The sequence below is a fragment of the Streptomyces piniterrae genome, from assembly GCF_005048155.1.
GTDB lineage: Bacteria > Actinomycetota > Actinomycetes > Streptomycetales > Streptomycetaceae > Streptomyces > Streptomyces piniterrae.
Genome location: NZ_SUMB01000003.1, coordinates 145956 through 167397 on the forward strand (window position 1 = coordinate 145956; position 21442 = coordinate 167397).

The following is a 21442-nucleotide window of genomic DNA, read 5'->3' on the forward strand; positions in this document are numbered from 1 at the left end:
GGCGGTTCAGATCAGAGGGCGGGGCTCCGGGTCGCGCGGCAGGCCCAGCAGCCGTTCCGCGACGACGTTCAGCTGTACCTGTGTGGTCCCGCCGGCGATGGTCAGACAGCGCGACATCAGAAACCCGTGCAGGGCCCGCTCGCCGGCGCCCTCGCGTACCGCCCCGGCCGGGCCGAGCAGTTCCAGCGCCAGTTCGGCGACCTTCTGCTGGTGCGCGGTCTGCACCAGCTTGCGGATGCTGGCGCCGGCGCCCGGCTCCAGCCCCGAGACCTGCTGGAGCGTGGTGCGCAGCCCGATGCAGCCCAGTGCGTGCGCCTCGGCGGCCAGCGCGCCCACCCTCGCCCGCACCGATCCGTCCAGGTCGGCGGAGCGCTCGATGAGCGCCTCCAGCCCGGTGTCGAAGGTCAACTGGTCGGCCATGTGGACGCGTTCGTTGTCCAGGGTGGTACGGGCGACCTTCCAGCCGTCGTCGACCTCGCCGACAACCGCGTCGGGTGGCAGCAGGACATCGTCGAAGTAGACCTCGTTGAAGAGCGCGTCGCCGGTGATCTCCTTCAGCGGGCGGATATCGATCCCCGGGGTCTTCATGTCGACGAGGAAGAAGGTCAGCCCCTTGCGTTTGGGCGCGTCCGGGTCGGTGCGGGCGAGCAGGATGCCGTGGCCGGCCCACTGGGCGGCCGAGGTCCACACCTTCTGGCCGTTGATCCGCCAGCCGCCCTCCCCGCCTCCTTCCCCGGCGTCGACCTTCTCGGCGCGGGTCCGCAGCGACGCCAGGTCCGAGCCGGCCTCCGGCTCCGAGAACAGCTGGCACCACAGCAGTTCGCCGCGCAGCGACGGCAGCAGATAGCGCTCCTTCTGCGCCTCGGTGCCGTACGCGATGAGGGAGGGGATGACCCAGGTGGCGATGGAGAGATCGCTGATCCTGACCTCCGCGGCCGCCAGTTCCTCCTGGATCGCGAGCTGCTGGACGGGGCCGGCGCCCAGCCCGTACGGCTTCGGCAGATGCGGGGCGGCGTATCCGGTGGGGGCCAGCTCCCGGCGTACGGCTCCCGGGTCCAGGCCGCGTACCGCGTCGATGACCGTACGCGCCTGCTCGCGGTGTCCGGCCGCCTCGGCGGGGAGTTCGAGCCGCAGCTCGCGGCGGGCGCCCTCGGCGCAGTAACGGGCGGCACGCAGCCGGTGGGTGTCGCCGCCGCCCAGCAGCTGGCGGGCGACGGTCGCCCGGCGCAGGTGGAGATGGGCGTCGTGCTCCCAGGTGAAGCCGATGCCGCCGAGGATCTGGAGGCAGTCCTTGGCGCAGGTGAACGCGGCGTCCAGGGCGGTCGCGGTGGCCAGCGAGGCGACCAGAGCGCGCGTCCCGGGGGGTTCGCCCAGCGCCCGTGCCGCGTCCCAGACCAGGGCGCGGGCCTGTTCGCAGCGTACGAGCATGTCGGCGCAGAGGTGTTTGACCGCCTGGAACTGGCCGATCGGCCGGCCGAACTGTTCGCGTACCGCGGCGTGTTCGGCGGCGGTGTGCAGGGCCCAGGCGGCGGTGCCGCAGGCCTCGGCGGCGAACAGCACCCCGGCGGTGTCGCGGACCAGGCCGCCGTCGAGGGACAGCAGCCGCTCGGCGGGCACCCGCACGCCGTCGGCGGTCACCTCGGCGGTCGGCCGGGTGGGGTCGGCGCTCTCCTGGACGCGCAGCGAGAGCGCGGCGGCGTCGACGGCGAACCACAGGGTGGCGGTGGCCGCGCCGGTGGACTCCGACGCGGACATCTGCGTGGACGCCTCCGCCGCTGGCTGCGCGGCCAGCACGATCAGGTCCGCGTCACCACCCGCGAGGACCGGCGGTGCGGTCCCGTTCAGGACGTAGCCGTCCGGCCCCGGCGCCGCGGTGAGGGAGCCGGCGCCGAGGGCTGCGGCGGCGATCCGTTCACCGGTCGCCAGCTCCCGTACGAGGGAGCGGGGGCCGCCGCCGCGGTGGAGCAGTTCGGCGGCCAGGGTGGTCGGCAGATACGGGCCGGGGAGCGCGGCGCGCCCCATTTCCTCCAGCACGACGGCCAGGTCCAGCAGTTCGCCGCCGCCCCCGCCAACCGCCTCGGGGAGGTGGAGGCCGAGCAGACCCTGGTCGGCGAGCTGGTCCCAGTACCCGGGCCGGCCGTGCCGCCCGGGTTCGGCGTCGAGCAGCTTGCGTACTTCCTCGGGTGGCACGGCCCGCGCCACCCAGCCTCGTGCCGCCTCGGCCAGGTCACGTTGCTCTTGCGTGATTCCGACGCCCATGCGGGGCAGACTAGAACACGTTTCACTTCGACGAAAGGCTTCCCTGACGGCCAGTCAAAAAAAATGCCGGTCAGGAAGAAAGCCAGAAAGCCTGGAACGCCTTCCCCGCCCCACCCACCCCTGGATACCCGCCCCCGCCCCACCTCGGGACGGGCCAACTCGGGTTCCTAAACTCCCCGTATGCTCCCCGGACACTCCCCCGCCCCTGACGCCGCCCTGTTCCCCTTCGGCAAGCAGCGGTGGCGACAGACCAAGCGCGGCGCCATCGCGGCCGCCCTCCTCGGACTCGCGATGCCGCTCCCCGGCTTCATCTACGGGAAATACGGCATCGCGATGTGGATCTTCTCGGTGCTCTGGTTCCTCGTACTCGGCGCAACCGCCGTATTCATGGCATGGTCCGGATGGGCGGACCGGCACATGTACCTGGCCTTCGACGCCACCGGCGTCTGGTGGCGGCACAACGAGAAGGGGCATGTGGTCATACCGTGGGCCTCGCTCGAAGCGGCGGGCCTGTTCTGGTGCCACCAGGAGCCGAACAACACGGGACACCGGCTGTTGAGCCTCGAGCTGTGCCCCATCGAGGGCGTGAAGAAGCACGACCGGGCGCTGTCCCCGCTCATCGTCCAGGACCGGTCCGGCCTTCCGGGCGTGGCTGATCGCCGCTACCGCATCGGGATCCCGGTGTTCGCCTCCCGCCACTACGGCACCCTGCTGGTCGAGGTCGCCCGCTCCCGCGCCGCGCACCTCTGGTTCGGGGAGCACGAGCGGCCCTCGGGCTACATCCAGGTGGCGGACCTCATCAGCTGAGGCCGAGGTTCCCGGGCCCGCGGGCCCTCCCCCAAGTTCTCGACTCCGCTCGAACCGGGACCCCCAGGCAGGGGCCCCCATCGCCCCGCCGGACGTATGCGGCACCATGGGGGCGCCCACACCCCGTACGACCAGGAGGACGCCATGGCCGCGGCACCCAAGCCGGAGATTCTCGCCGCCTTCGAGGCGGCCAAGGGCTTCATGCCGGCCGACGAGGGCCTCGCCCTGTACGCGGCGGCCGCCGAGGCGGGCGCGCTGGGGCTGCCGCTGGTCGAGGTCGGCACCTACTGCGGGCGCTCCACGATCCTGCTGGCCGACGCCGCGCGCGAGGCCGGCGTGATGGCCGTCACCGTCGACCACCACCGGGGCAGCGAGGAGCAGCAGCCGGGCTGGGAGTACCACGATCCGACGGTCGTCGACCCCGAGGTCGGCCGGATGGACACCCTTCCCACGTTCCGCCGCACCCTGCACGCCGCGGGCCTGGAGGAGCATGTGATCGCCCTGGTCGGACGGTCGCCGCAGGCCGCGGCCCTCTGGCGGGCGCCGGTGGGGCTGGTCTTCATCGACGGCGGGCACACCGACGAGCACGCCACCGCCGACTACGAGGGCTGGGCCCCGCATGTCGCGGCCGACGGTCTGCTGGTCATCCACGATGTGTTCGCGGACCCGGCGGACGGCGGCCAGGCCCCGTACCGCGTCTACCGCAGGGCCCTGGAGTCCGGCGCCTTCACCGAGATCTCCGCGCACCGCTCGCTGCACGTGCTGCGGCGCACCGGCCCCGGAATCTGAGCGGGCTACCATCGCGGACGTGTCGAACGGCAGCACTTTCCCCCCGCACCGCCGCCTGCGCGGCACCCTCGTCATCGCGCTCGTCGCCCTTGTGGTCGCGGGTGCCGCGGGCTGGCTGGTCTGGCGGCCGCTGAGCGGCGCCGGCGGCGAGCCGTCGGGGGCCGCGCCGCCGGGTGCGGCGGCGAGCGGCGGCGCCGGCGGGAACTCCAAGGAGTCGAAGGAGCCCAAGGACCCCGACTCCAAGGGTCCCAAGGACCACCAGGCCCCTCCTGGCGGCGACTCCCACAAGGGGAACCCACACGGCAGCCTCAAGGGAAAGACCGTGGTGATCGACCCCGGTCACAATCCACGCAACCGCGACCATGCCCGGGAGATCGCCCGGCTGGTGAACATCGGCAACGAGCGCAAGGAATGCGACACCACCGGCACCGCCACCAACGACGGCTATGCCGAGGCCGCCTTCACCCTGGACGTCGCCCGCCGCACCCGTGCCCTCCTCCAGGACCAGGGCGCCAAGGTCGTCTTCACCCAGGACGGCGACCGCCCCTACGGGCCGTGCGTGGACGAGCGCGCCACCATCGGGAACAAGGCCCACGCCGACGCCGCGGTCTCCATCCACGCCGATGGCTCGGGCACCGGCAACCGCGGCTTCCATGTCATCCTCCCGGCGCGCGTCCGGGCCGGCGCGGCGGACACGTCGCCGATCGTGCCGCCGTCACGGGAGTTGGGCGAGCGGCTGGCGGGGCGGTTCGTGGCGGTGACCGGAAGTGCGCCGTCCAATTACGTCGGTGGCGGCACGGGATTGGACGTTCGCTCCGATCTCGGCGGACTCAATCTGTCCACGGTGCCGAAGGTGTTCATCGAGTGCGGCAATATGCGCGACGCGAAGGATGCGGCGCATTTGACGGACGCACAGTGGCGGCAAAAGGCGGCACGCGGGATCACCGAGGGCATTGCGGACTTCCTGACACGGTGAGCCAGGTCGCCGGCCCGGCTCGACCACGACAGTCACGGCCGCCCGCCCTGCCACACCCACCCATACGCGCACGTATAAGGGCACGTGTGAAGCCACGTATACGGGCACCAATAGGCCCGTCGATGCACCCGGCGAAACCTGTCGATATCAAGAAGACGGCCCGGCGGACTCGGCGATAGGTTCCCCTTTACGATGGAGGGCCCCGCCGTGCCTCGCACCGCGCGCCAGCGATAGCGACGACCAGTTCCTCGAAACCGACAAAGGACCTTTACGTGAACATCCGCTCCCTCACTAGAGGCGACGGCGTGGTGATCGGAGCAGCGGTGTTGCTGTTCATCGCCTCGTTCCTGCCCCTTTACTCGTCCGGCGACAACGAGTGCATCGGCAAGTACTGCCCGCCGTCGACCTCCGGCCCGAACGCCTGGGACGCCCTTCCCCTGGTGATGACCATGTATCTGGCGGGCGTCATCGCGGCCGCGCTGATCGTCATCGCCCGCGCGCTGCCGCAGCCCCGCAAGTTCGGCATCTTCGAGCTCGACCAGGTCGGCACCGCGCTGACCCTTTTCGTGGCCTGGACCGCTTTCTGGTGGATCGTCAACAGCGACGGCGCCGGCGCGGGCATCATCGTCGGCCTGATCGCCGCCCTGATCCTGGCCGGCGCCGCGGTGGCCACTCCGCTGGTGCCCGCGCTGAAGGTCGCGCTGGTCGGCGCCCCGAAGCCGGCCGCCTCCCCGTACGGCGCGAACGCCAACCAGGGTTACGGCTACCCCGGTGGCCAGCAGCCGTCCCAGGGTTACGGCTACCCGGGCGGCCAGCCGCAGCAGGGGCAGCCCGGACAGCCGGGCCAGCCGGGCTACGGCGGTCAGCCGGCTCCGGCCGGCGGCACGGCCGGTGGCGCCCAGGGTGCCGCGCCGGCGGGCGGTGCCCCGGCGGGTGCCTCCCCGGCGGGCGGTACGCCCTCGGACTTCGCGCCGTTCTGGTTCGCGGTGCCCGTCGCGCGCCCCCTCTACGGCGAGGACGGTTCGCCGTCGCCGATCGCCGAACTGGCGCCCGGCACCTGGTACCTCGCGGTGGAGCAGCGCGGCCAGGCCCTGATCGCACAGACCCAGGACGGCCGGCGCGGCGTCCTGCAGGACACCACCGGTATCCAGCGCGGCTGATCCCGGACGCACAGCGGTCCTTTTCACGGCCCCTCGCCCCTCGCGGGCGGGGGGCCGTTGCGCTGTTTACGACCGGGTCGTACAGTTCGCCGGACGCAGCTATCTGACTACCCATCAGAATTGCTTTCCGAGAGAGGCGGGATCCGTCCATGCGACTCGGTCTGGCACTCGGCTACTGGGGCCGCGGCCCCGACCCCCGGCACCTCGAACTCGCCCAAGAGGCCGAGCGCCTGGGCTACGACTCCGTATGGACCGCGGAGGCCTGGGGCTCGGACGCCTTCACCGCGCTCACCTGGATCGCCGCCCACACCTCCCGGATCACACTGGGTACCGGCATCGCGCAGATGGCCGCCCGCACCCCCACCGCCACCGCGATGCACGCGCTCACCCTCGACCATCTCTCCGGCGGCCGGATGATGCTCGGCCTCGGCCTGTCCGGCCCCCAGGTCGTCGAGGGGTGGTACGGGCGGCCGTTTCCGAAGAGCCCGCTGACCGCGACCCGCGAATACGTCGACGTCATCCGTCAAGTGCTCCGCAGGCAAGGGCCGGTGGAGGCCGACGGCCTCTTCCATCCGCACCCCTACCGAGGACCGGACGGCACCGGCCTCGGCAAGCCCCTCAAGCCCATCACCCACCCGCTGCGCGCCGGGCTGCCCGTCCTGCTGGGCGCGGAGGGCCCCAGGAACATCGCTCAGACGACCCGGATCGCGGACGGCTGGCTGCCGCTGTACTGGTCACCGATGCGTACCGACGTCTACCAGGCGTCGCTGGCGGACGCCCCGGACGGCTTCCGTATCGCTCCGATGGCACGTGCCGTGGTCTGCGACGACGTCGCCGAGGGGCTGCTGCCGGTCAAGGCCATGCTGGGCTTCTACATCGGCGGCATGGGGCATGCGGCCAAGAATTTCCACGCCGATCTGATGGCCAGGATGGGCTTCGAGGAGGAGGCGAGGCGCGTACAGCAACTCTTCCTCGAGGGCCGCAGGGAGGAAGCCGTACGCGCCGTGCCGGACGCCTTCGCCGACGAGATCTCGCTGGTCGGCCCGCGCGAACGGATCGCGGAGCGGCTGGAGTTGTGGCGCTCGGGACCGGTCACCGACCTCCTGGTCACCGCCCCGGATCCGCATACGCTGCGCGTACTGGCGGAGCTCAACTCCTGACTGGCGGAGCCGAAGGACACCCACCGGCAGGGGCGGTGTCTGCCGGTGGGGTGGGTGCCTACCGGCAGCAGTCCGGGTCGAGCCCGGTCGGGAGGCCCTCGCCGCCGAAGACCGACGTCGTGGCCTCGTCGCCGCCCAGGGCGGCCACCGCGAGGAGGAGGGAGCCGGCCGTCCAGGAGGTGAGTTCGCGGGGCCAGATCGCGTCGTCGTCGAAGACGTAGCCGGTCCAGTACATGCCGTCCTCGGCACGCAGATGCTGGATCCACTTGAGGATCTGGACGGCCCGTTCGGACTCCCCCATCGCCCAGAGCGCCAGCGCCAGTTCGGCGCTCTCGCCGCCGGTGACCCAGGGGTTGGGCAGCACACAGCGCACACCCAGGCCGGGCACGACGAAGTTCTCCCACTCCGCGTCGATACGGGCGACGGCGTCCGCGCCGCGTACCGCGCCGCCCAGGATCGGGTAGTACCAGTCCATGGAATAGCGGGACTTGTCCAGGAACCGTTCGGGGTGGCGGCGAATGGTGTGGCCGAGGCGGCCGAGCGCCAGCTCCCAGTCGGGTTGCGGTTCCTCGCGCTGTTCGGCGAGCGCGAGCGCGCAGCGCAGCGCCTGGTAGACGGAGGACGAGCCGGTCAGCAGCGCGTCGTTGACGGGGGTGCCGTCGTCCTCGCGCTTCCAGCCGATCTCGCCGCCGGGCTGCTGGAGGTCGAGGACGAACTCGATCGCCGCGTACACGGCGGGCCACATGCGGTCGAGGAAGGTCTCGTCGCCGGTGGACAGGTAGTGGTGCCAGACGCCGACCGCGATGTACGCGCAGAAGTTGGTCTCGCGGCCGCGGTCGGTGGGCGCCTCGGCGTCCCCGTCGTCGTAGGCCGCGTACCAGGAGCCGTCCGGGTTCTGATGCCGCACCAGCCAGTCGTACGCGGCCTCGGCGCGCTCGTGCTCGCCGGCCGCGTCCAGGGCCATGGCGGCCTCGGTGTGGTCCCACGGGTCGAGGTGGTGGCCGCGGAACCACGGGATGGCGCCGTCCTCGCGCTGGGTCGCCGCGATGCCCGCGACCGTACGGGCCGCCTCTTCGGCGGTGAGCACCCCCGGCAGGACCAGCCGTTCGGTACGCCCGGGAGTCGTCACTTGGCGGCCCCGGAGCGGGACGAGGAGGCGGACTTGGCCGGCTTCGTGGCGGTGGACTCGGCCGAAGTCCTGGCGGCGGCGGAGCTGGTGGTGGATGCGGTGGCCTTCTTCGCCGGCTTCCTGGGGGCCTTGGCGGCGGGCTTCGCGGCCCGCTTGGCCGCGGGCTTCGCGTCCGTGGCGGCCTTCCGGGCCTGGTCCCCGGCCTCGTCGCCGGCCTGGTCCTCCGCGTGGTCCTCGGCGTCCGCCCCGGTCGCCTCCGCCTCCGCCTCCGGAAGGTGCGGCTTGGTGGCGTAGGCGACGAAGCTCTTGCCGATGAGTGGGTTGAGCGCCTGCTCGGCGAGCCGGGTGGCCAGCGGCTTCTTCATGATGTCCCAGACCAGCAGCTTGTGGTACGCCTTCACCGGCAGCGCGTTCTCGTTGTCCACCCCGAAGGCGCATTTCAGCCACCAGTAGGGGCTGTGCAGGCCATGCGCGTGGTGGGTGCCGTAGGGCTCCAGGCCGGCCTCGCGCATCTTGCCGAGGAGTTCGTCGGCGCGGTAGATGCGGATATGGCCGCCCTCGACCTCGTGGTACTCGTCGCTGAGCGCCCAGCAGATCTTCTCCGGGCCGTAGCGCGGGACGGTGACGGCGATCCGGCCGCCGGGGCGCAGCACGCGCACCATTTCGGCGAGCACACCCTTGTCGTCCGGGATGTGCTCCATGACCTCGGAGATGATGACGACGTCAAAGCTGGCGTCCGGGAACGGAAGGGCCAGCGCATCGCCCTCCATGGCGGTGGCGGAGGCGCCCGCGGGCGCCTCGCCGGCCTCCTTCATCGCGGCGAACCACTTGGCGACCTCGCGGATCTCCTCGCCGTTCTGGTCGAGGGCGACGACCTGCGCGCCGCGCCGGTAACACTCGAAGGCGTGCCGGCCCGCGCCGCAGCCCAGGTCGAGTACGCGATCGCCCGGGGCGAGCGGGAAACGGGAAAAGTCGACGGTCAGCACGGCGTTCTGCTTTCGTCCGGCGGTTCATGGCGGTGGTGGCTGAGGGAAGGGCGGCGGGCGGGGCTCCGGGGATGCCCGGCGGGATGCGAGGTCGGGGCCTGGGCCGCCGTCGGGGCCGGGCCGCGCACTAGACGCGTCCGGCGGTGCGCGGCGCGGGCGCGGCGCCCCTGGTGCGGGCCGCGGTCTGGTCGGTCCGGAGGGCGATGGCCTGGCGGTAGCGGTCCGCTGTGCCGATGGCGGCCTGCCGCCAGGTGAAGCGGGCGAGGACCCGTTGCCGGCCGGCCTCGCCGAGGCGGCGGCGGAGCGTGGCGTCGCCCAGGAGGCGGAGCAGTCCGGCTGCGAGGGCCTCCGCGTCGCCCGGTGGCACCGCGAGGCAGGTCTCGCCGTCGGGTCCTGCGACCTCGGGGATGGCGCCGCCGGTGGTGGCGAGCAGCGGGGTGGCGGTGGCCATCGCTTCGGCGGCGGGCAGCGAGAAGCCCTCGTAGAGGGAGGGGACGCAGGCGATCTCGGCGCTGCGTACCAGGTCGACGAGTTCGGCGTCGCTGATGCCCTTGACGAACTCGATGGCGCCGGACAGGCCGAGCCGGTCGATGGCGGCGGCGACCGGACCGTCGTCGGCGCGCTTGCCGACGACCACCAGATGCGCGTCGGGGTTCTCCGTACGCACCTTGGCGAGCGCCTCGACGAGGTGGATCAGGCCCTTGAGGGGCACGTCGGCGCTGGAGGTGGTGACGATCCGGCCCGGTACTTCGGCCACGGACGGGTCGGGCGAGAAGAGGTCGGTGTCGGCGCCGATGTGGACGACGTGGATGCGGTCTTCGGACACGCCGAGGTCGTCGACGATCTCCTGGCGGGAGGAGCCGGAGACGGTGAGGACGGACGGCAGCCGGCGGGCGACGCGCTTCTGCATACGGGTGAAGCCGTACCAGCGGCGGACGGAGGCGCGGCGCTTCCAGCCGTCGGCGGCGTCGAGGTCGAGGCGCCGGTCGACGGTGATGGGGTGGTGGATGGTGGTGACGAGCGGGGCGCCGAGTGCGGTGGGGCCGCCGAGCAGTCCGTATCCGAGGGTCTGGTTGTCGTGTACGACGTCGAACTCGCCGCGGCGGGCGGCCAGGTGGCGGCGGGCACGCAGCGAGAACGTCAGCGGTTCGGGGAAGCCGCCGGTCCACATCGTGCCGACTTCGAGGGCGTCGATCCAGTCGCGGTACTCGCCGCGCTTGGGTGTGCGGAACGGGTCGGGCTGGCGGTAGAGGTCGAGGCTGGGCAGCTCGGTCAGCGTCACCCCGTCGTCGAGGACGGGATAGGGCTGGGCGCCGATCACCTCGACGGTGTGGCCGAGGCGGGCCAGTTCGCGGGAGAGGTGGCGTACGTAGACGCCCTGCCCGCCGCAGAACGGGTTCCCCTTATACGTGAGCATCGCGATGCGCAGGGGCCGGTCGCCGGTTGCCGGGGCGGCGGCAGCGGGGGCCTCTGCGGGGCGAGGCGCGGCTGCCTGGACGGCCTCTGCGGTCACGCTCGGCCCCCTTCTCACTGGACGTTCGCCGGAGCGTAACCGCTGGCGGTAATCTAGAACAAGTTTCAGAACTGATCGGCCGACGCTCGGCTACTGATCAGTTCGGGAAGCTTCGAATCTACCGGCCGAGGAGGAGGGGAACAGAGGCGCGCCAGGTGATTCGCGCCACCACCCGACGCCCTGCCATGCTGTGCCGATCACACGACCGGCACTCACCCCATCGCGGACGGAATGCCACCTAATGGGACACATGACTACGGAATCCAAGGCGGCCAAGTCGGCGCTTCCCGCGAGTCCTCCCCTGACCGAGCGTCAGGAGGCCCGGCGCCGCCGCATCCTGCACACCAGCGCCAGGCTGGCCAGCCGTGGCGGCTTCGACGCGGTACAGATGCGGGAGGTCGCCGAGTCGTCGGGCGTCGCGCTCGGCACTCTCTACCGCTACTTCCCCTCGAAGGTGCATCTGCTGGTCGCGACGATGCAGGACCAGCTCCAGCACATGCACGAGACGCTGCGCAAGCGGCCGCCGTCGGAGGAGGACCCGGGCGCGCGGGTGGCACAGACCCTGATGCGGGCGTTCCGGGCGCTCCAGCGCGAGCCGCATCTGGCGGACGCGATGGTGCGCGCGCTGACCTTCGCCGACCGGTCGGTCAGCCCCGAGGTGGACACCGTCTCCCGGCTGACGACCGCGATCATCCTGGACGCGATGGGGCTGGACGGCCCGCCCACCCCGGAGCAGCTGTCCGCGGTCCGGGTCATCGAGCACACCTGGCACTCGGCACTGATCACCTGGTTGTCGGGGCGGGCGTCGATCGCACAGGTGAAGATCGACATCGAGACGGTCTGCCGATTGATCGACGTGACGGCGCCGGGAACGGCCGGCCCGTCCCGTTGAGGGGCGGCCGACCCGTCCCATCGAGGGCGGCCGACGCGTCCCGTTAACTTCACCACCAGCACGGGTAGTTGGTCTGCAAGGGGCCGTCCGATCCCCTAGGGGATCCGTTCGAGCGCCCCCTAGGGGATCCGTTCGACCACCCCTGAAGGCTCCCTCCCGCGCCTCACTCCTCCGGCGGGAACACCGCCTCCCCGCTGTCCGCGACGGTGACGCTGATCGCCTCCACGGGGCATCCCTCGGCCGCCGCCAGCACGCTCTCCGCCGCGTCCGCCTCGGGCTCGACCGGGTGCGACTGCCGGGCGGCGTCCAGCCGGAAGTCGTCCGGGGCCGCACCCACGCACATCCCCGACCCGATGCAGACGCTCCGGTCCACCTCCACCCGCCAGCGGTCACCCATCAGGCACCCGCCGGCAGATGGATCATCTTGTGCTCCAGGTACTCACCGAAGCCCTCGGGGCCGAACTCCCGCCCGACACCGGAGTTCTTGTAGCCGCCGAACGGGCCGAGCATGTCGATGCTGAAGGTGTTCACCGAGTACGTGCCGGTGCGCACCTGCCGCGCGATGTCGACGCCGTGATCGATATCGGCGGTCCATACGGAGCCCGAGAGGCCGTAGTCCGAGTCGTTGGCGATGCGTACCGCCTCCGCCTCGTCGTCGTACGGCAGCAGGCAGATGACCGGGCCGAAGATCTCCTCACGGGCGATCCGCATGGAGTTGGTGACGTCGCCGAAGAGCGTCGGCTCGACATACCAGCCGGTGGTCCGGTCCTTCGGTTTGCCGCCGCCGGTGAGGACCTTGGCGCCCTCCTGCTGGCCGAGCGCGATGTAGTCGAGGGACCGCTGCTGCTGGCGGCGGGCGACGAGCGGGCCCACTTCGGTGGCCGGGTCCAGCGGGTCGCCGACGGTGAGCGCACCGGCCGCCGCGGCGAACCGTTCGGCGATCTCGTCGTAGCGGGACCGCGGCGCGAGGATCCGGGTCTGGGCCACACACGCCTGGCCGTTGATCATCCAGGCGAACGGCACGATGCCGGCCACCGCCGCGTCCAGGTCCGCGTCCGGCAGGATCACCGCAGCGGACTTGCCGCCGAGTTCGAGGGTGACCCGGCTGAGATTGCGGGCCGCGACCTCCATGACCCGCTTGCCGGCCGCGACCGAGCCGGTGAACGACACCTTGTCGACGCCCTGGTGCCCGACCAGGTACTCGCTCACCTCCCGGTCCGCCGGCAGGATCGACAGCACCCCTTCGGGCAGCCCGGCCTCGGTCGCGATCTCGGCGAGCAGATACGCGTCCAGCGGGGTCTCCGGCGACACCTTCAGCACCACCGAGCAGCCGGCCAGCAGCGCGGGGGCCAGCTTGGCGGCGGCGGTGAACTGCGGGACGTTCCACGGCACGACGGCCGCGACGACCCCGGCCGGTTCGCGCCGTATCAGCAGCGGCCCCAGGATCCCGGTCCGTCGCTCCTCGAAGGGGAAGTCGCGGGCCACGGTCAGCGCCGCTTCCCACACCAGCATCGCGGCCAGCGACTGCACCATGACGCCGGAGGTGTACGGGGTGCCGTTCTCGGAGCTGATGACCCTGGCGATCTCCTCGCTGCGCACCGCGAAGGCGTCCTTGATGCGGGTCACCACCGCGATCCGGTCGGCCAACGGGGCGTTCGCCCAGACCCCGGAGTCGAAGGACGTACGGGCGGCGGCCACCGCACGGTCCACGTCGGCCCGCGAGGCGTGGGGGACGCGGCCGATGACCTGTTCGGTGTGCGGTGAGACGACCTCGATCGTGTCGCGGCCGGCCGGATCGACCAACTCACCGCCTATGTAGAGCTTTCCGTGCTCGACGAGGTCGCTCATCGCTGCCGCCTCCCGACGGTTCCGGATGGGATTTCTGAACGCAGCTCGCTGACGCTACGTCAGGATTGCTCAGCCATCAGGAACTGATACCAGTTCTAGTTGCAGGAGTCCACGGGGTGCGGCCGAATGACGGTCGAACGGCAAGGGGTTGGCAGGCTGGGCCACTTCAGTGCGCATTGAAACTCGTTCTAGTTATAGTGAGGGTGCGGACGGACCGGTGCGGGCAGCGGGTTGTCCACCACATCGAGAGCGGGTCGTCCGCCACATCGAGAGGGGACCGGGATGCCAGAGGCCGGGATGACAGAGGCCGGGACGTCCGGGGGCGGGGCGCCACAGGTGATCGACCACCGGGGCGGGGTGTGGAGCATCGCCGTCCCGATCCCGGACAACCCGCTCGGGCACACCCTCGTCCACCTCTTGGAAACCGACCGCGGACCGGTGCTCATCGACACCGGGTGGGACGATCCGGACTCCTGGGACACCCTCGTCGCGGGCGTCGACGCCTGCGGCTTCGCCCTCACCGAGCTGCACGGCGTCCTGATCACCCACCACCACCCCGACCATCACGGCCTCTCGGCCAAGGTGCGGGAGGCGTCCGGCGCGTGGATCGCCATGCACGCCGCCGACACGGCCCTGGTCCTCCGCACCCGCGAGGCCGAGCCGGGCCAGTGGCTGGACTTCCTGATCGCCAAGCTCGCGACCGCCGGGGCTCCGGACGACCACCTGGCGCCACTGCGGAAGGCGCGTGCCAAAGGCGGCGGCCGCTCGCTGCCCGGACGGCGGGCCGCGCTGCCGGACCGGGAGATCGGCCCCGGTGAGCTGCTCGATGTGCCGGGGCGGCGACTGCGCGCGATCTGGACGCCGGGTCATACGCCGGGGCATGTGTGCCTGCATCTGGAGGAACAGCATCCGGGGAGGGTCGGGGAAGCCACCGGCAGGGGCGCCGGCGCCGAGCGGCTCGCGGGCCGGCCCGCCGGCTTCGGGCGGCTCTTCTCCGGTGATCATCTGCTGCCGGGCATCACCCCGCACATCGGGCTGTACGAGGACCCGGACAGTGCCACGGTCACCGATCCTCCCCCAAGCTCTCAACTTCGTTCGAGCAGGGGGGACCCCCTCGGGGACTACCTCGAGTCCCTGGAGCGGATCGGCCGGCTCGCCCCCGCCGAGGTACTGCCCGCGCATCAGCATGCGTTCACCGGCGCGGACGGACGGGTACGCGAGCTCACCGCTCACCATGAAGAGCGGCTGTCCGGACTGAGAGCACTGCTCCGCGAACCGCTCACGCCATGGCAGCTCGCCGTATCCATGGAGTGGAACCGCCCCTGGGAACAGATCCCCTACGGGTCCCGGAACATCGCCGTCTCGGAAGCCGAGGCCCACCTCCGCCACCTGGTGAAACTCGGCCACGCGGAGCTGGTGCCGGGGTCCGATCCGGCGCTGTACCGGGCGGTGTGACGCCGTGACGTCGGGGGCGGGCGTCGCGTCCCGGCTCCGCACCTGCGGACTCCGGGCCAGGACGGGTGCCGGTTAAGGTGTGCGGGACAACTTCATTCGTGTCCGATCGGGGGAAGCCGGTGGAAATCCGGCGCTGACCCTCCCCCCCAGCTCTCGGCTCCGCTCGAGCCCGGGGGCACCCCCATCCGTGAGGACGGCCCTCCGCGCACCGCGCACTTGGCCGTACGAGCCGGAGCACCCGCTGGGGCACGACCAAGGCTCCCGCCACCGGAACCGCCGCCGCTGCGGACGGCCGGTGCGCGGCACCGTCGAGGTATACGGAGCCGAGCCCGGTGCCACCGCGTACGATCCGGCGATCGCCACGCGGCCGGTCGGCCGAGCGCGGCTGCGTACCACCGCCGCGACCCGACCCGAGAGGCACCGACCCGATGGCCCGCATGGCCCCCATGGCTTCCTTGGCTTCCACGGCTTCTTTGGCTTCCATGGCTTCTTTGGCCCACCAGGCCCGTCCGACGCGTTCCGTCGCCTTCCTGGCGCGCCGCGCCGCCATGGCGCTGACGGCCGTGGCGGTGCTGGGCGCGGCCCCGCTGATGGGCGCCCCCGCCGCGTACGCGGACACTCCCGCGCCCAAGAAGCTGCCCGACGGGCTGTACGGCACCAAGGACCCGCAGTACGACGGGGTGTGGCGGCAGTCCCTCGCGCTGCTCGCGCAGCACACCGTCCAGGTGCGGCCGGCGGCGTCGGCCGTCGACTGGCTCGCCGGGCAGCAGTGCGCCGACGGCTCGTTCGCCGCCTTTCGCGCCGACCCGGGCAAGCCCTGCGACGCCAAGACGATGCGGGACACGAACCAGACGGGCGCCGCGGTGCAGGCGCTGGCCGCGGTCGGCGGGCATGGCGAGGCCGTGAAGAAGGCCGTGACCTGGCTGAAGTCCGTACAGAACGACGATGGCGGCTGGAGCTCGATACCCGGCTCGCCGAGCGATGCCAACTCCACCGCGGTGGTGATCGGCGCGCTCGCCGCGACGAGCGAGAAGCCGGGGGCGGTGACGGCGACGGCGGCTTCGGAGAAGGGCGCGGAGGACGGCAAGGACGGTGAGAGCGGCAAGAGCCGCAAGAGCGGTGAGGACGGGCAGAGCGGTCGGAGTCCGTATGACGCGCTGCTGAGCTTCCAGTTGGGCTGCGACGCCGAGGACGGGGAGCGTGGCGCGTTCGCCTTCCAGCCGCAGAAGGACGCGCTGGCCCCGAACGCCGACGCCACCGCGGCCGCCGCGACCGGCGCGCTGGGCAAGGGCTTTGTCGTCGCCCCGGGCGGCACCGGCGCCGACCGTCCCGTCAAGCCGCTGAGCTGCGAGGACGGCAAGGGCGGTGCGACCGGTCCGGCGCAGGCGGCGGACGCCGGCGCCGCCTATCTCGTCGCGCAACTCGACAAGAACGGCCAGCATCTGCCGTCCGCGATGCCGGGTGCGGAGAAGCAGCCCGATGTCGGCAACACCGCGGACGCCGTCGTGGCGCTGGCCGCCGGCTCGCACGGCGCCGCCGCCCAGAAGCCCCTGAAGTGGCTGGAGAAGAACTCCGCGGACTGGGCGAAGCAGAACGGCCCGGCCGCGTACGCCCAGTTGGTGCTGGTCGCACACGCCACCGACACTGACCCGCGCTCCTTCGGGGGCACGGACCTGGTGGCCGCGCTCAACGCCACCGGCCCCAAGCCGGCCGGCAGCGCCGAGCCGTCCGCGTCGCCGGAGAAGGACAGCAAGGGCGGCGAGGGCGGCATCGGGGTGTGGTGGGTCATCGGTGTCGGGCTCGCCATCGGCGCCGGTATCGGGTTTCTGCTGAGCGGCCGTAAGAAGAAGAACGGGCTGTGATGCGGCGTACCAGGGGCATTGGTGTGCTGCTGCTGACGGGTGCGGTCACCGGCCTCGCCGCCGCGCCCGCGCAGGCGCAGGAGTACCGCTACTGGTCCTTCTGGCAAGGCGGTGGCGGCAACGGCAGCTCGTGGGCCTACGCCAGCGAGGGGCCGGGCACGCTGCGGCCGTCCGACGGCGCCGTCGAGGGCTTCCGGTTCACCGTCAGCGCCGACTCCGCCGCGGCCGGCAAACCGCGCGCGGCCGCCGACTTCGACGCGATATGCCGGGGCACGCCCGCCAAGGGCGGCACCAAGCGGATCGGAGTCGTCATCGACTTCGGCACCGCGGCGGACGCGCCCCGGGGCGAGACGCCGCCCAAGACCCGGACGGCGTGCGCCCGGGTGCCGGAGGACGCGTCGGCGGCCGAAGCGCTGGCAGGTGTCACGCGGTCGCTGCGCTACGACTCCAACTCGCTGCTGTGCGGTATCGCGGGCTATCCGAAGGCGGGGTGCGCGGATGAGGTGAGCGGGGGCGGGGGGTCGTCCTCGTCGGCGGGGGCGTCGTCGGATGCGTCTTCGGGTGCGTCGCCGGGTGCGGCTTCGGATGCCCCTTCGGATGGCGACGCCGACAGCGGGGCTGACGGGGCCGATGGCGGGGGCGGCGGAGGCCCGTCCGCGGGGTTGTTCGGCGGCATCGCGGCCGTCGCCGTACTGGGCGCGGCCGCCGTGTGGCAGGCTCACCGCCGGCGCGGATGAGCACCCCACGCGCGCCCCGCGCCCCACGCACGCCCCGCGCCCCACGCACCCCGCAGGCCACCCGGGCCAACGCGCTGCACGCCGGCGCCTGGTGGCTCTGGGCGCTCGGGCTGGCGACCGCGGCCTCCCGCACCACCAATCCGCTGCTGCTCGGGCTGTTGGTCGGCGTCGCCGGCTATGTCGTCGCGGCGCGCCGTACGGACGCGCCCTGGGCCCGCTCGTACGGGGCGTTCGTCAGGCTCGGACTGGTCGTGATCGCCATCCGGCTCGTCTTCGCGTTCGTCCTCGGCTCGCCGATCCCGGGTACGCACACCCTCGTCACACTCCCCGAAGTCCCGCTCCCCGACTGGGCGAAGGGCGTCCGGATCGGCGGCCGGGTCACCACTGAGGGCATGGTCTTCGCCCTCTACGACGGTCTGAAACTGGCCACCCTGCTCATCTGCGTCGGTGCCGCCAACGCGCTCGCCAATCCGTCCCGGCTGCTGAAGTCCCTGCCCGGAGCGCTGTACGAGGTGGGCGTCGCGGTCGTCGTCGCCATGACCTTCGCGCCGAACCTGGTCGCCGACGTCCAGCGGCTGCGCGCCGCCCGGCGGTTGCGCGGCCGGCCCGACCGCGGGTTCAAGGCCCTTCTCCAGGTCGGGCTGCCGGTGCTGGAGGGCGCGCTGGAGCGTTCCGTCGCGCTGGCCGCGGCGATGGACGCACGCGGCTACGGCCGGACCGCCCAAGTGCCGCCTGCCGTACGGCACACCACCTCCGTTCTCACCCTCGGCGGGCTGCTCGGCGTCTGCGCCGGGACGTACGGGCTGCTGGGCGACGCGGGCGGCGGCTACGGGCTGCCGCTGCTGCTCGCGGGACTGGCCGCGGCACTCGCCGGGCTGTGGCTAGGCGGCCGGCGCTCCGTACGCAGCCGCTACCGGCCCGAACGGTGGGGTGTGCGCGCCTGGTTGGTCGCCGGCTCCGGTATCGCCGTCGCGGCGCTGATGATCTGGGCCAACGACCACGCGTCCGCGGCACTGCACCCGCCGGCGGTCCCCCTCACCTCCCCGGTGCTGCCCCTCTGGCCGGCCGCCGCCGTCCTCATCGGCCTGCTGCCGGGGTTCGTTGCGCCGCGGCCGCCGGACGGGGGTAGCGGGACGCGGCCCGGCAGCGGCCGTTCCCCCGGTCGCACCGCTCGCCTGGATCCGCCAGGTTCCCTCCGCCCCCTCGATCACCCCGCCCCCGTCGGTCCCCCCTCTCCCCTCAATCCGCTCGATCCGCTCGATCCGGGCAAGAAGGAGTCCAGCCAGTGATTCGGTTCGAGCAGGTCTCGGTCACCTACGGGGACGCCTCGGCGCCCGCGGTGCAGGGCATCGACCTGACCGTTCCCGAGGGCGAGTTGTGTCTCCTCGTCGGCCCGTCCGGCGTCGGCAAGTCGACCGTTCTGAACGCCGTCTGCGGGCTGGTACCGCACTTCACCGGGGGCACCCTGCGCGGCCGGGTCACCGTCGACGGCCGCGACACCCGCACGCACAAGCCGCGCGAACTCGCCGATGTCGTCGGCACCGTGGGCCAGGACCCGCTGTCCCACTTCGTCACCGACACCGTCGAGGACGAGCTCGCCTACGGCATGGAGTCGCTCGGCCTGGCCCCGGACGTGATGCGCCGCCGCGTCGAGGAGACCCTGGATCTGCTGGGCCTGGCCGACCTGCGCGACCGTGCTCTCGCCACGCTCTCCGGCGGCCAGATGCAGCGGGTGGCGATCGGCTCGGTCCTCACCACACACCCCAAGGTCCTCGTCCTGGACGAGCCGACGTCGGCGCTGGACCCGGCCGCCGCGGAGGAGGTGCTGGCGGTGCTCCAGCGGTTGGTGCACGACCTCGGGACGACGGTCCTGATGGCCGAACACCGTCTGGAGCGGGTGGTCCAGTACGCGGACCAGGTGATCCTGCTGCCGTCCCCGGGCGCGGCCCCGATGATGGGCGACCCCGCCGAGATCATGGCCGTCTCGCCGGTGCACCCCCCGGTCGTCGCCCTCGGCCGGCTGGCCGACTGGTCCCCGCTCCCGCTCTCCGTACGCGACGCCCGCCGCAAGGCCGCGCCGCTCCGCAGCCGCCTGGAGGACATCACCCCGCCCGCAGCAGACCGGGCCGCCCCTGCCCGCCCCTCCGCCACGCCCTCCGTGGTGGCCTCGGGGCTCGGCGTCCGCCGGGGTCGCGCCGACGCGCTCCACGGGGTGAACCTCACTCTCCAGCCGGGCGAGACGATGGCGCTGATGGGCCGCAACGGTGCGGGCAAGTCCACCCTCCTCTCCACGCTGGTCGGCATGCATGAACCCTCCTCCGGGACGGTCCGCGTCGATGGCGTCACCCCGCACCGCACCGGCCCGCGCACCCTCCTGCGGCACGTCGGCCTCGTCCCCCAGGAACCCCGCGATCTCCTCTACGCGGACACCGTCGCCGCCGAGTGCACCGCCGCCGACCACGACGCGGGCGCCCCCGCCGGCAGTTGCCGCGATCTGGTCACACGGCTGCTGCCCGACGTCCCGGACTCCGTCCACCCCCGCGATCTTTCCGAGGGCCAGCGGCTCGCCCTCGCCCTGGCGGTCGTCCTGACCGCCCGCCCGCCGCTGCTCCTCCTCGACGAGCCCACCCGAGGCCTGGACTATGCCGCCAAGGCCCGCTTGACCGAGGTGCTGCGCGGGCTGGCCGCCGACGGACACGCCATCGTCCTGGCCACCCATGACGTGGAACTGGCCGCCGAACTGGCCCACCGTGTCGTGATCCTCGCGGACGGCGAGATCGTCGCCGACGGCCCCACCAACGAGGTTGTTGTCTCCTCCCCCTCCTTCGCCCCACAGGTCGCCAAGGTCCTCGCCCCGCTGCCGTGGCTGACCGTGCCCCAGGTCGCAGGGGCCCTGGAGCGGACGGCATGACCTCGCACCGCCCGGACGCCGGGCCCGACTCGTCCCGCCGGCAGGCCCGTGCCGTGCGCCTCGGCCCACGCTCCATCGCCGCGCTGACTCTTGTCTCGGCCATCGGCGTGATGGCTTTCGGCTGGCCGCTGCTCGCCGACTCCGCCTCCGGTCTCGCACACTCCAAGGACGCGCCGTGGCTGTTCGCCGCGCTGCTGCCGATGCTGCTCGCCGTGGTCGTGGCGACCATCGCCGACACCGGTCTGGACGCGAAGGCCATCGCCATGCTCGGTGTACTGGCCGCTGCCGGCGCCGCCATGCGCCCGCTCGGTGCGGGCACCGCCGGCATTGAGCCGATGTTCTTCCTGATGGTGCTGGCCGGCCGGGTGCTGGGCCCCGGCTTCGGCTTCGTGCTGGGGTCCGTGGCGATGTTCGCGTCGGCTCTGCTGACCGGCGGCGTCGGACCCTGGATGCCGTTCCAGATGCTGACGATGGGCTGGGTGTCGATGGGCGCGGGACTGCTCCCCGGCCCCGACCGGCTGCGCGGCCGCCGCGAACTGGTGATGCTCGCGGCCTACGGAGCCGTCGCGGCCGTCGTCTACGGACTCATCATGAACCTCCAAGGCTGGCCCTACATCGCCGGTATGACGTCGGGAGTCTCCTTCGTCCCCGGCGACCCGCTCGACGAAAACCTCGCACGCTATCTCGCCTACTGCCTCGCCACCTCCCTCGGCTGGGACCTCCCCCGAGCCGTCGTCACCGTGCTCCTGACCTTCGCGCTGGGCGGCACGGTCCTCAAGGCCCTGCGCCGAGCGACCCGCCGCGCCGCTTTCGACGCCCCGGTGTCCTTCTCGCCCGCCCCTGCCTCTGCCCATGCCCCCGCCCCCTCCTCTCCCGAACACGGGGGCCAGCAGCATCCCCAGTAGCCGTGGCCCTGGTATCTGTGGCCCTGGTAGCAGTAGCCCTGGCCCGGGCCTGG

General features: G+C 72.4%; 18 protein-coding genes. 12 read left to right on the forward strand and 6 right to left on the reverse strand.

Annotated elements, in window-relative coordinates; genetic code table 11:
- Window positions 1-6: 6 nt before the first annotated feature.
- Complete coding sequence (locus tag FCH28_RS09275) at window positions 7-2259, reverse strand: acyl-CoA dehydrogenase family protein (protein WP_136739296.1); 2253 nt, start codon at window positions 2257-2259, stop codon at window positions 7-9.
- A gap of 180 nt (window positions 2260-2439) precedes the next feature.
- On the opposite strand from FCH28_RS09275, the gene FCH28_RS09280 reads away from it, so the two are divergent.
- The 5 genes from FCH28_RS09280 (at window position 2440) to FCH28_RS09300 (ending at window position 7151) form a co-directional block, all read left to right on the forward strand.
- The gene (locus tag FCH28_RS09280) at window positions 2440-3066 is read left to right on the forward strand and encodes a hypothetical protein (RefSeq protein ID WP_136739297.1); all 627 of its coding nucleotides are present in this window, start codon (window positions 2440-2442) and stop codon (window positions 3064-3066) included.
- A 144-nt stretch (window positions 3067-3210) separates the two neighbouring features.
- Window positions 3211-3855, forward strand: coding sequence for a class I SAM-dependent methyltransferase (locus FCH28_RS09285; RefSeq protein ID WP_136739298.1), 645 nt, complete (start codon window positions 3211-3213; stop codon window positions 3853-3855).
- Between the two features lie 19 nt (window positions 3856-3874).
- Window positions 3875-4831, forward strand: a complete 957-nt coding sequence (locus tag FCH28_RS09290; protein ID WP_136739299.1) for an N-acetylmuramoyl-L-alanine amidase — start codon at window positions 3875-3877, stop codon at window positions 4829-4831.
- A 272-nt stretch (window positions 4832-5103) separates the two neighbouring features.
- Window positions 5104-5991: a DUF5336 domain-containing protein gene (locus FCH28_RS09295; RefSeq protein WP_136739300.1), complete on the forward strand. Its 888-nt coding sequence runs from the start codon at window positions 5104-5106 to the stop codon at window positions 5989-5991.
- A 149-nt stretch (window positions 5992-6140) separates the two neighbouring features.
- Window positions 6141-7151 carry an LLM class F420-dependent oxidoreductase gene (locus tag FCH28_RS09300; protein ID WP_136739301.1) on the forward strand — a complete coding sequence of 337 codons (1011 nt, stop codon included), beginning with the start codon at window positions 6141-6143 and terminating at the stop codon, window positions 7149-7151.
- Between the two features lie 58 nt (window positions 7152-7209).
- Here the strand turns inward: FCH28_RS09300 and FCH28_RS09305 are convergent, their stop codons facing one another.
- The 3 genes from FCH28_RS09305 to FCH28_RS09315 form a co-directional block, all read right to left on the reverse strand.
- Complete coding sequence (locus FCH28_RS09305; RefSeq protein WP_136739302.1) at window positions 7210-8280, reverse strand: prenyltransferase/squalene oxidase repeat-containing protein; 1071 nt, start codon at window positions 8278-8280, stop codon at window positions 7210-7212.
- Entirely contained in the window at window positions 8277-9266 is a 990-nt protein-coding gene (locus FCH28_RS09310; protein ID WP_246102601.1) for a class I SAM-dependent methyltransferase, read from the reverse strand. Before FCH28_RS09310 ends, FCH28_RS09305 begins: the two co-directional genes overlap by 4 nt.
- Window positions 9267-9393: 127 nt before the next feature.
- A complete protein-coding gene (locus FCH28_RS09315) occupies window positions 9394-10779 on the reverse strand; it encodes a glycosyltransferase family 4 protein (RefSeq protein WP_136739303.1) in 1386 nt (461 codons plus the stop codon).
- A 250-nt stretch (window positions 10780-11029) separates the two neighbouring features.
- Between FCH28_RS09315 and FCH28_RS09320 the strand changes: the two genes are divergently transcribed.
- A complete protein-coding gene (locus FCH28_RS09320) occupies window positions 11030-11671 on the forward strand; it encodes a TetR family transcriptional regulator (protein ID WP_136739304.1) in 642 nt (213 codons plus the stop codon).
- Window positions 11672-11834: 163 nt separating this feature from the next.
- Here the strand turns inward: FCH28_RS09320 and FCH28_RS09325 are convergent, their stop codons facing one another.
- Entirely contained in the window at window positions 11835-12068 is a 234-nt protein-coding gene (locus tag FCH28_RS09325; protein WP_136739305.1) for a ferredoxin, read from the reverse strand.
- On the reverse strand, window positions 12068-13519 hold the full coding sequence (locus FCH28_RS09330) for an aldehyde dehydrogenase (protein ID WP_136739306.1): 1452 nt from the start codon (window positions 13517-13519) through the stop codon (window positions 12068-12070). Before FCH28_RS09330 ends, FCH28_RS09325 begins: the two co-directional genes overlap by 1 nt.
- Before the next feature lie 282 nt (window positions 13520-13801).
- On the opposite strand from FCH28_RS09330, the gene FCH28_RS09335 reads away from it, so the two are divergent.
- From FCH28_RS09335 to FCH28_RS09360, 6 genes are all read left to right on the forward strand, one after another.
- Window positions 13802-14974 (forward strand): Strvi_7410 family MBL fold metallo-hydrolase, encoded by a 1173-nt coding sequence (locus FCH28_RS09335; RefSeq protein WP_246102602.1) that lies wholly within the window; start codon window positions 13802-13804, stop codon window positions 14972-14974.
- Between the two features lie 482 nt (window positions 14975-15456).
- Window positions 15457-16836 (forward strand): SCO2321 family membrane protein, encoded by a 1380-nt coding sequence (locus FCH28_RS09340; RefSeq protein WP_136739307.1) that lies wholly within the window; start codon window positions 15457-15459, stop codon window positions 16834-16836.
- Window positions 16836-17573 carry an SCO2322 family protein gene (locus tag FCH28_RS09345; RefSeq protein WP_136739308.1) on the forward strand — a complete coding sequence of 246 codons (738 nt, stop codon included), beginning with the start codon at window positions 16836-16838 and terminating at the stop codon, window positions 17571-17573. Before FCH28_RS09340 ends, FCH28_RS09345 begins: the two co-directional genes overlap by 1 nt.
- On the forward strand, window positions 17570-18862 hold the full coding sequence (locus tag FCH28_RS09350; RefSeq protein WP_246102603.1) for an energy-coupling factor transporter transmembrane component T: 1293 nt from the start codon (window positions 17570-17572) through the stop codon (window positions 18860-18862). Before FCH28_RS09345 ends, FCH28_RS09350 begins: the two co-directional genes overlap by 4 nt.
- A complete protein-coding gene (locus tag FCH28_RS09355; protein WP_136739309.1) occupies window positions 18859-20484 on the forward strand; it encodes an ABC transporter ATP-binding protein in 1626 nt (541 codons plus the stop codon). Before FCH28_RS09350 ends, FCH28_RS09355 begins: the two co-directional genes overlap by 4 nt.
- Window positions 20481-21389: an ECF transporter S component gene (locus FCH28_RS09360; protein ID WP_246102605.1), complete on the forward strand. Its 909-nt coding sequence runs from the start codon at window positions 20481-20483 to the stop codon at window positions 21387-21389. Before FCH28_RS09355 ends, FCH28_RS09360 begins: the two co-directional genes overlap by 4 nt.
- Window positions 21390-21442 lie beyond the last annotated feature (53 nt).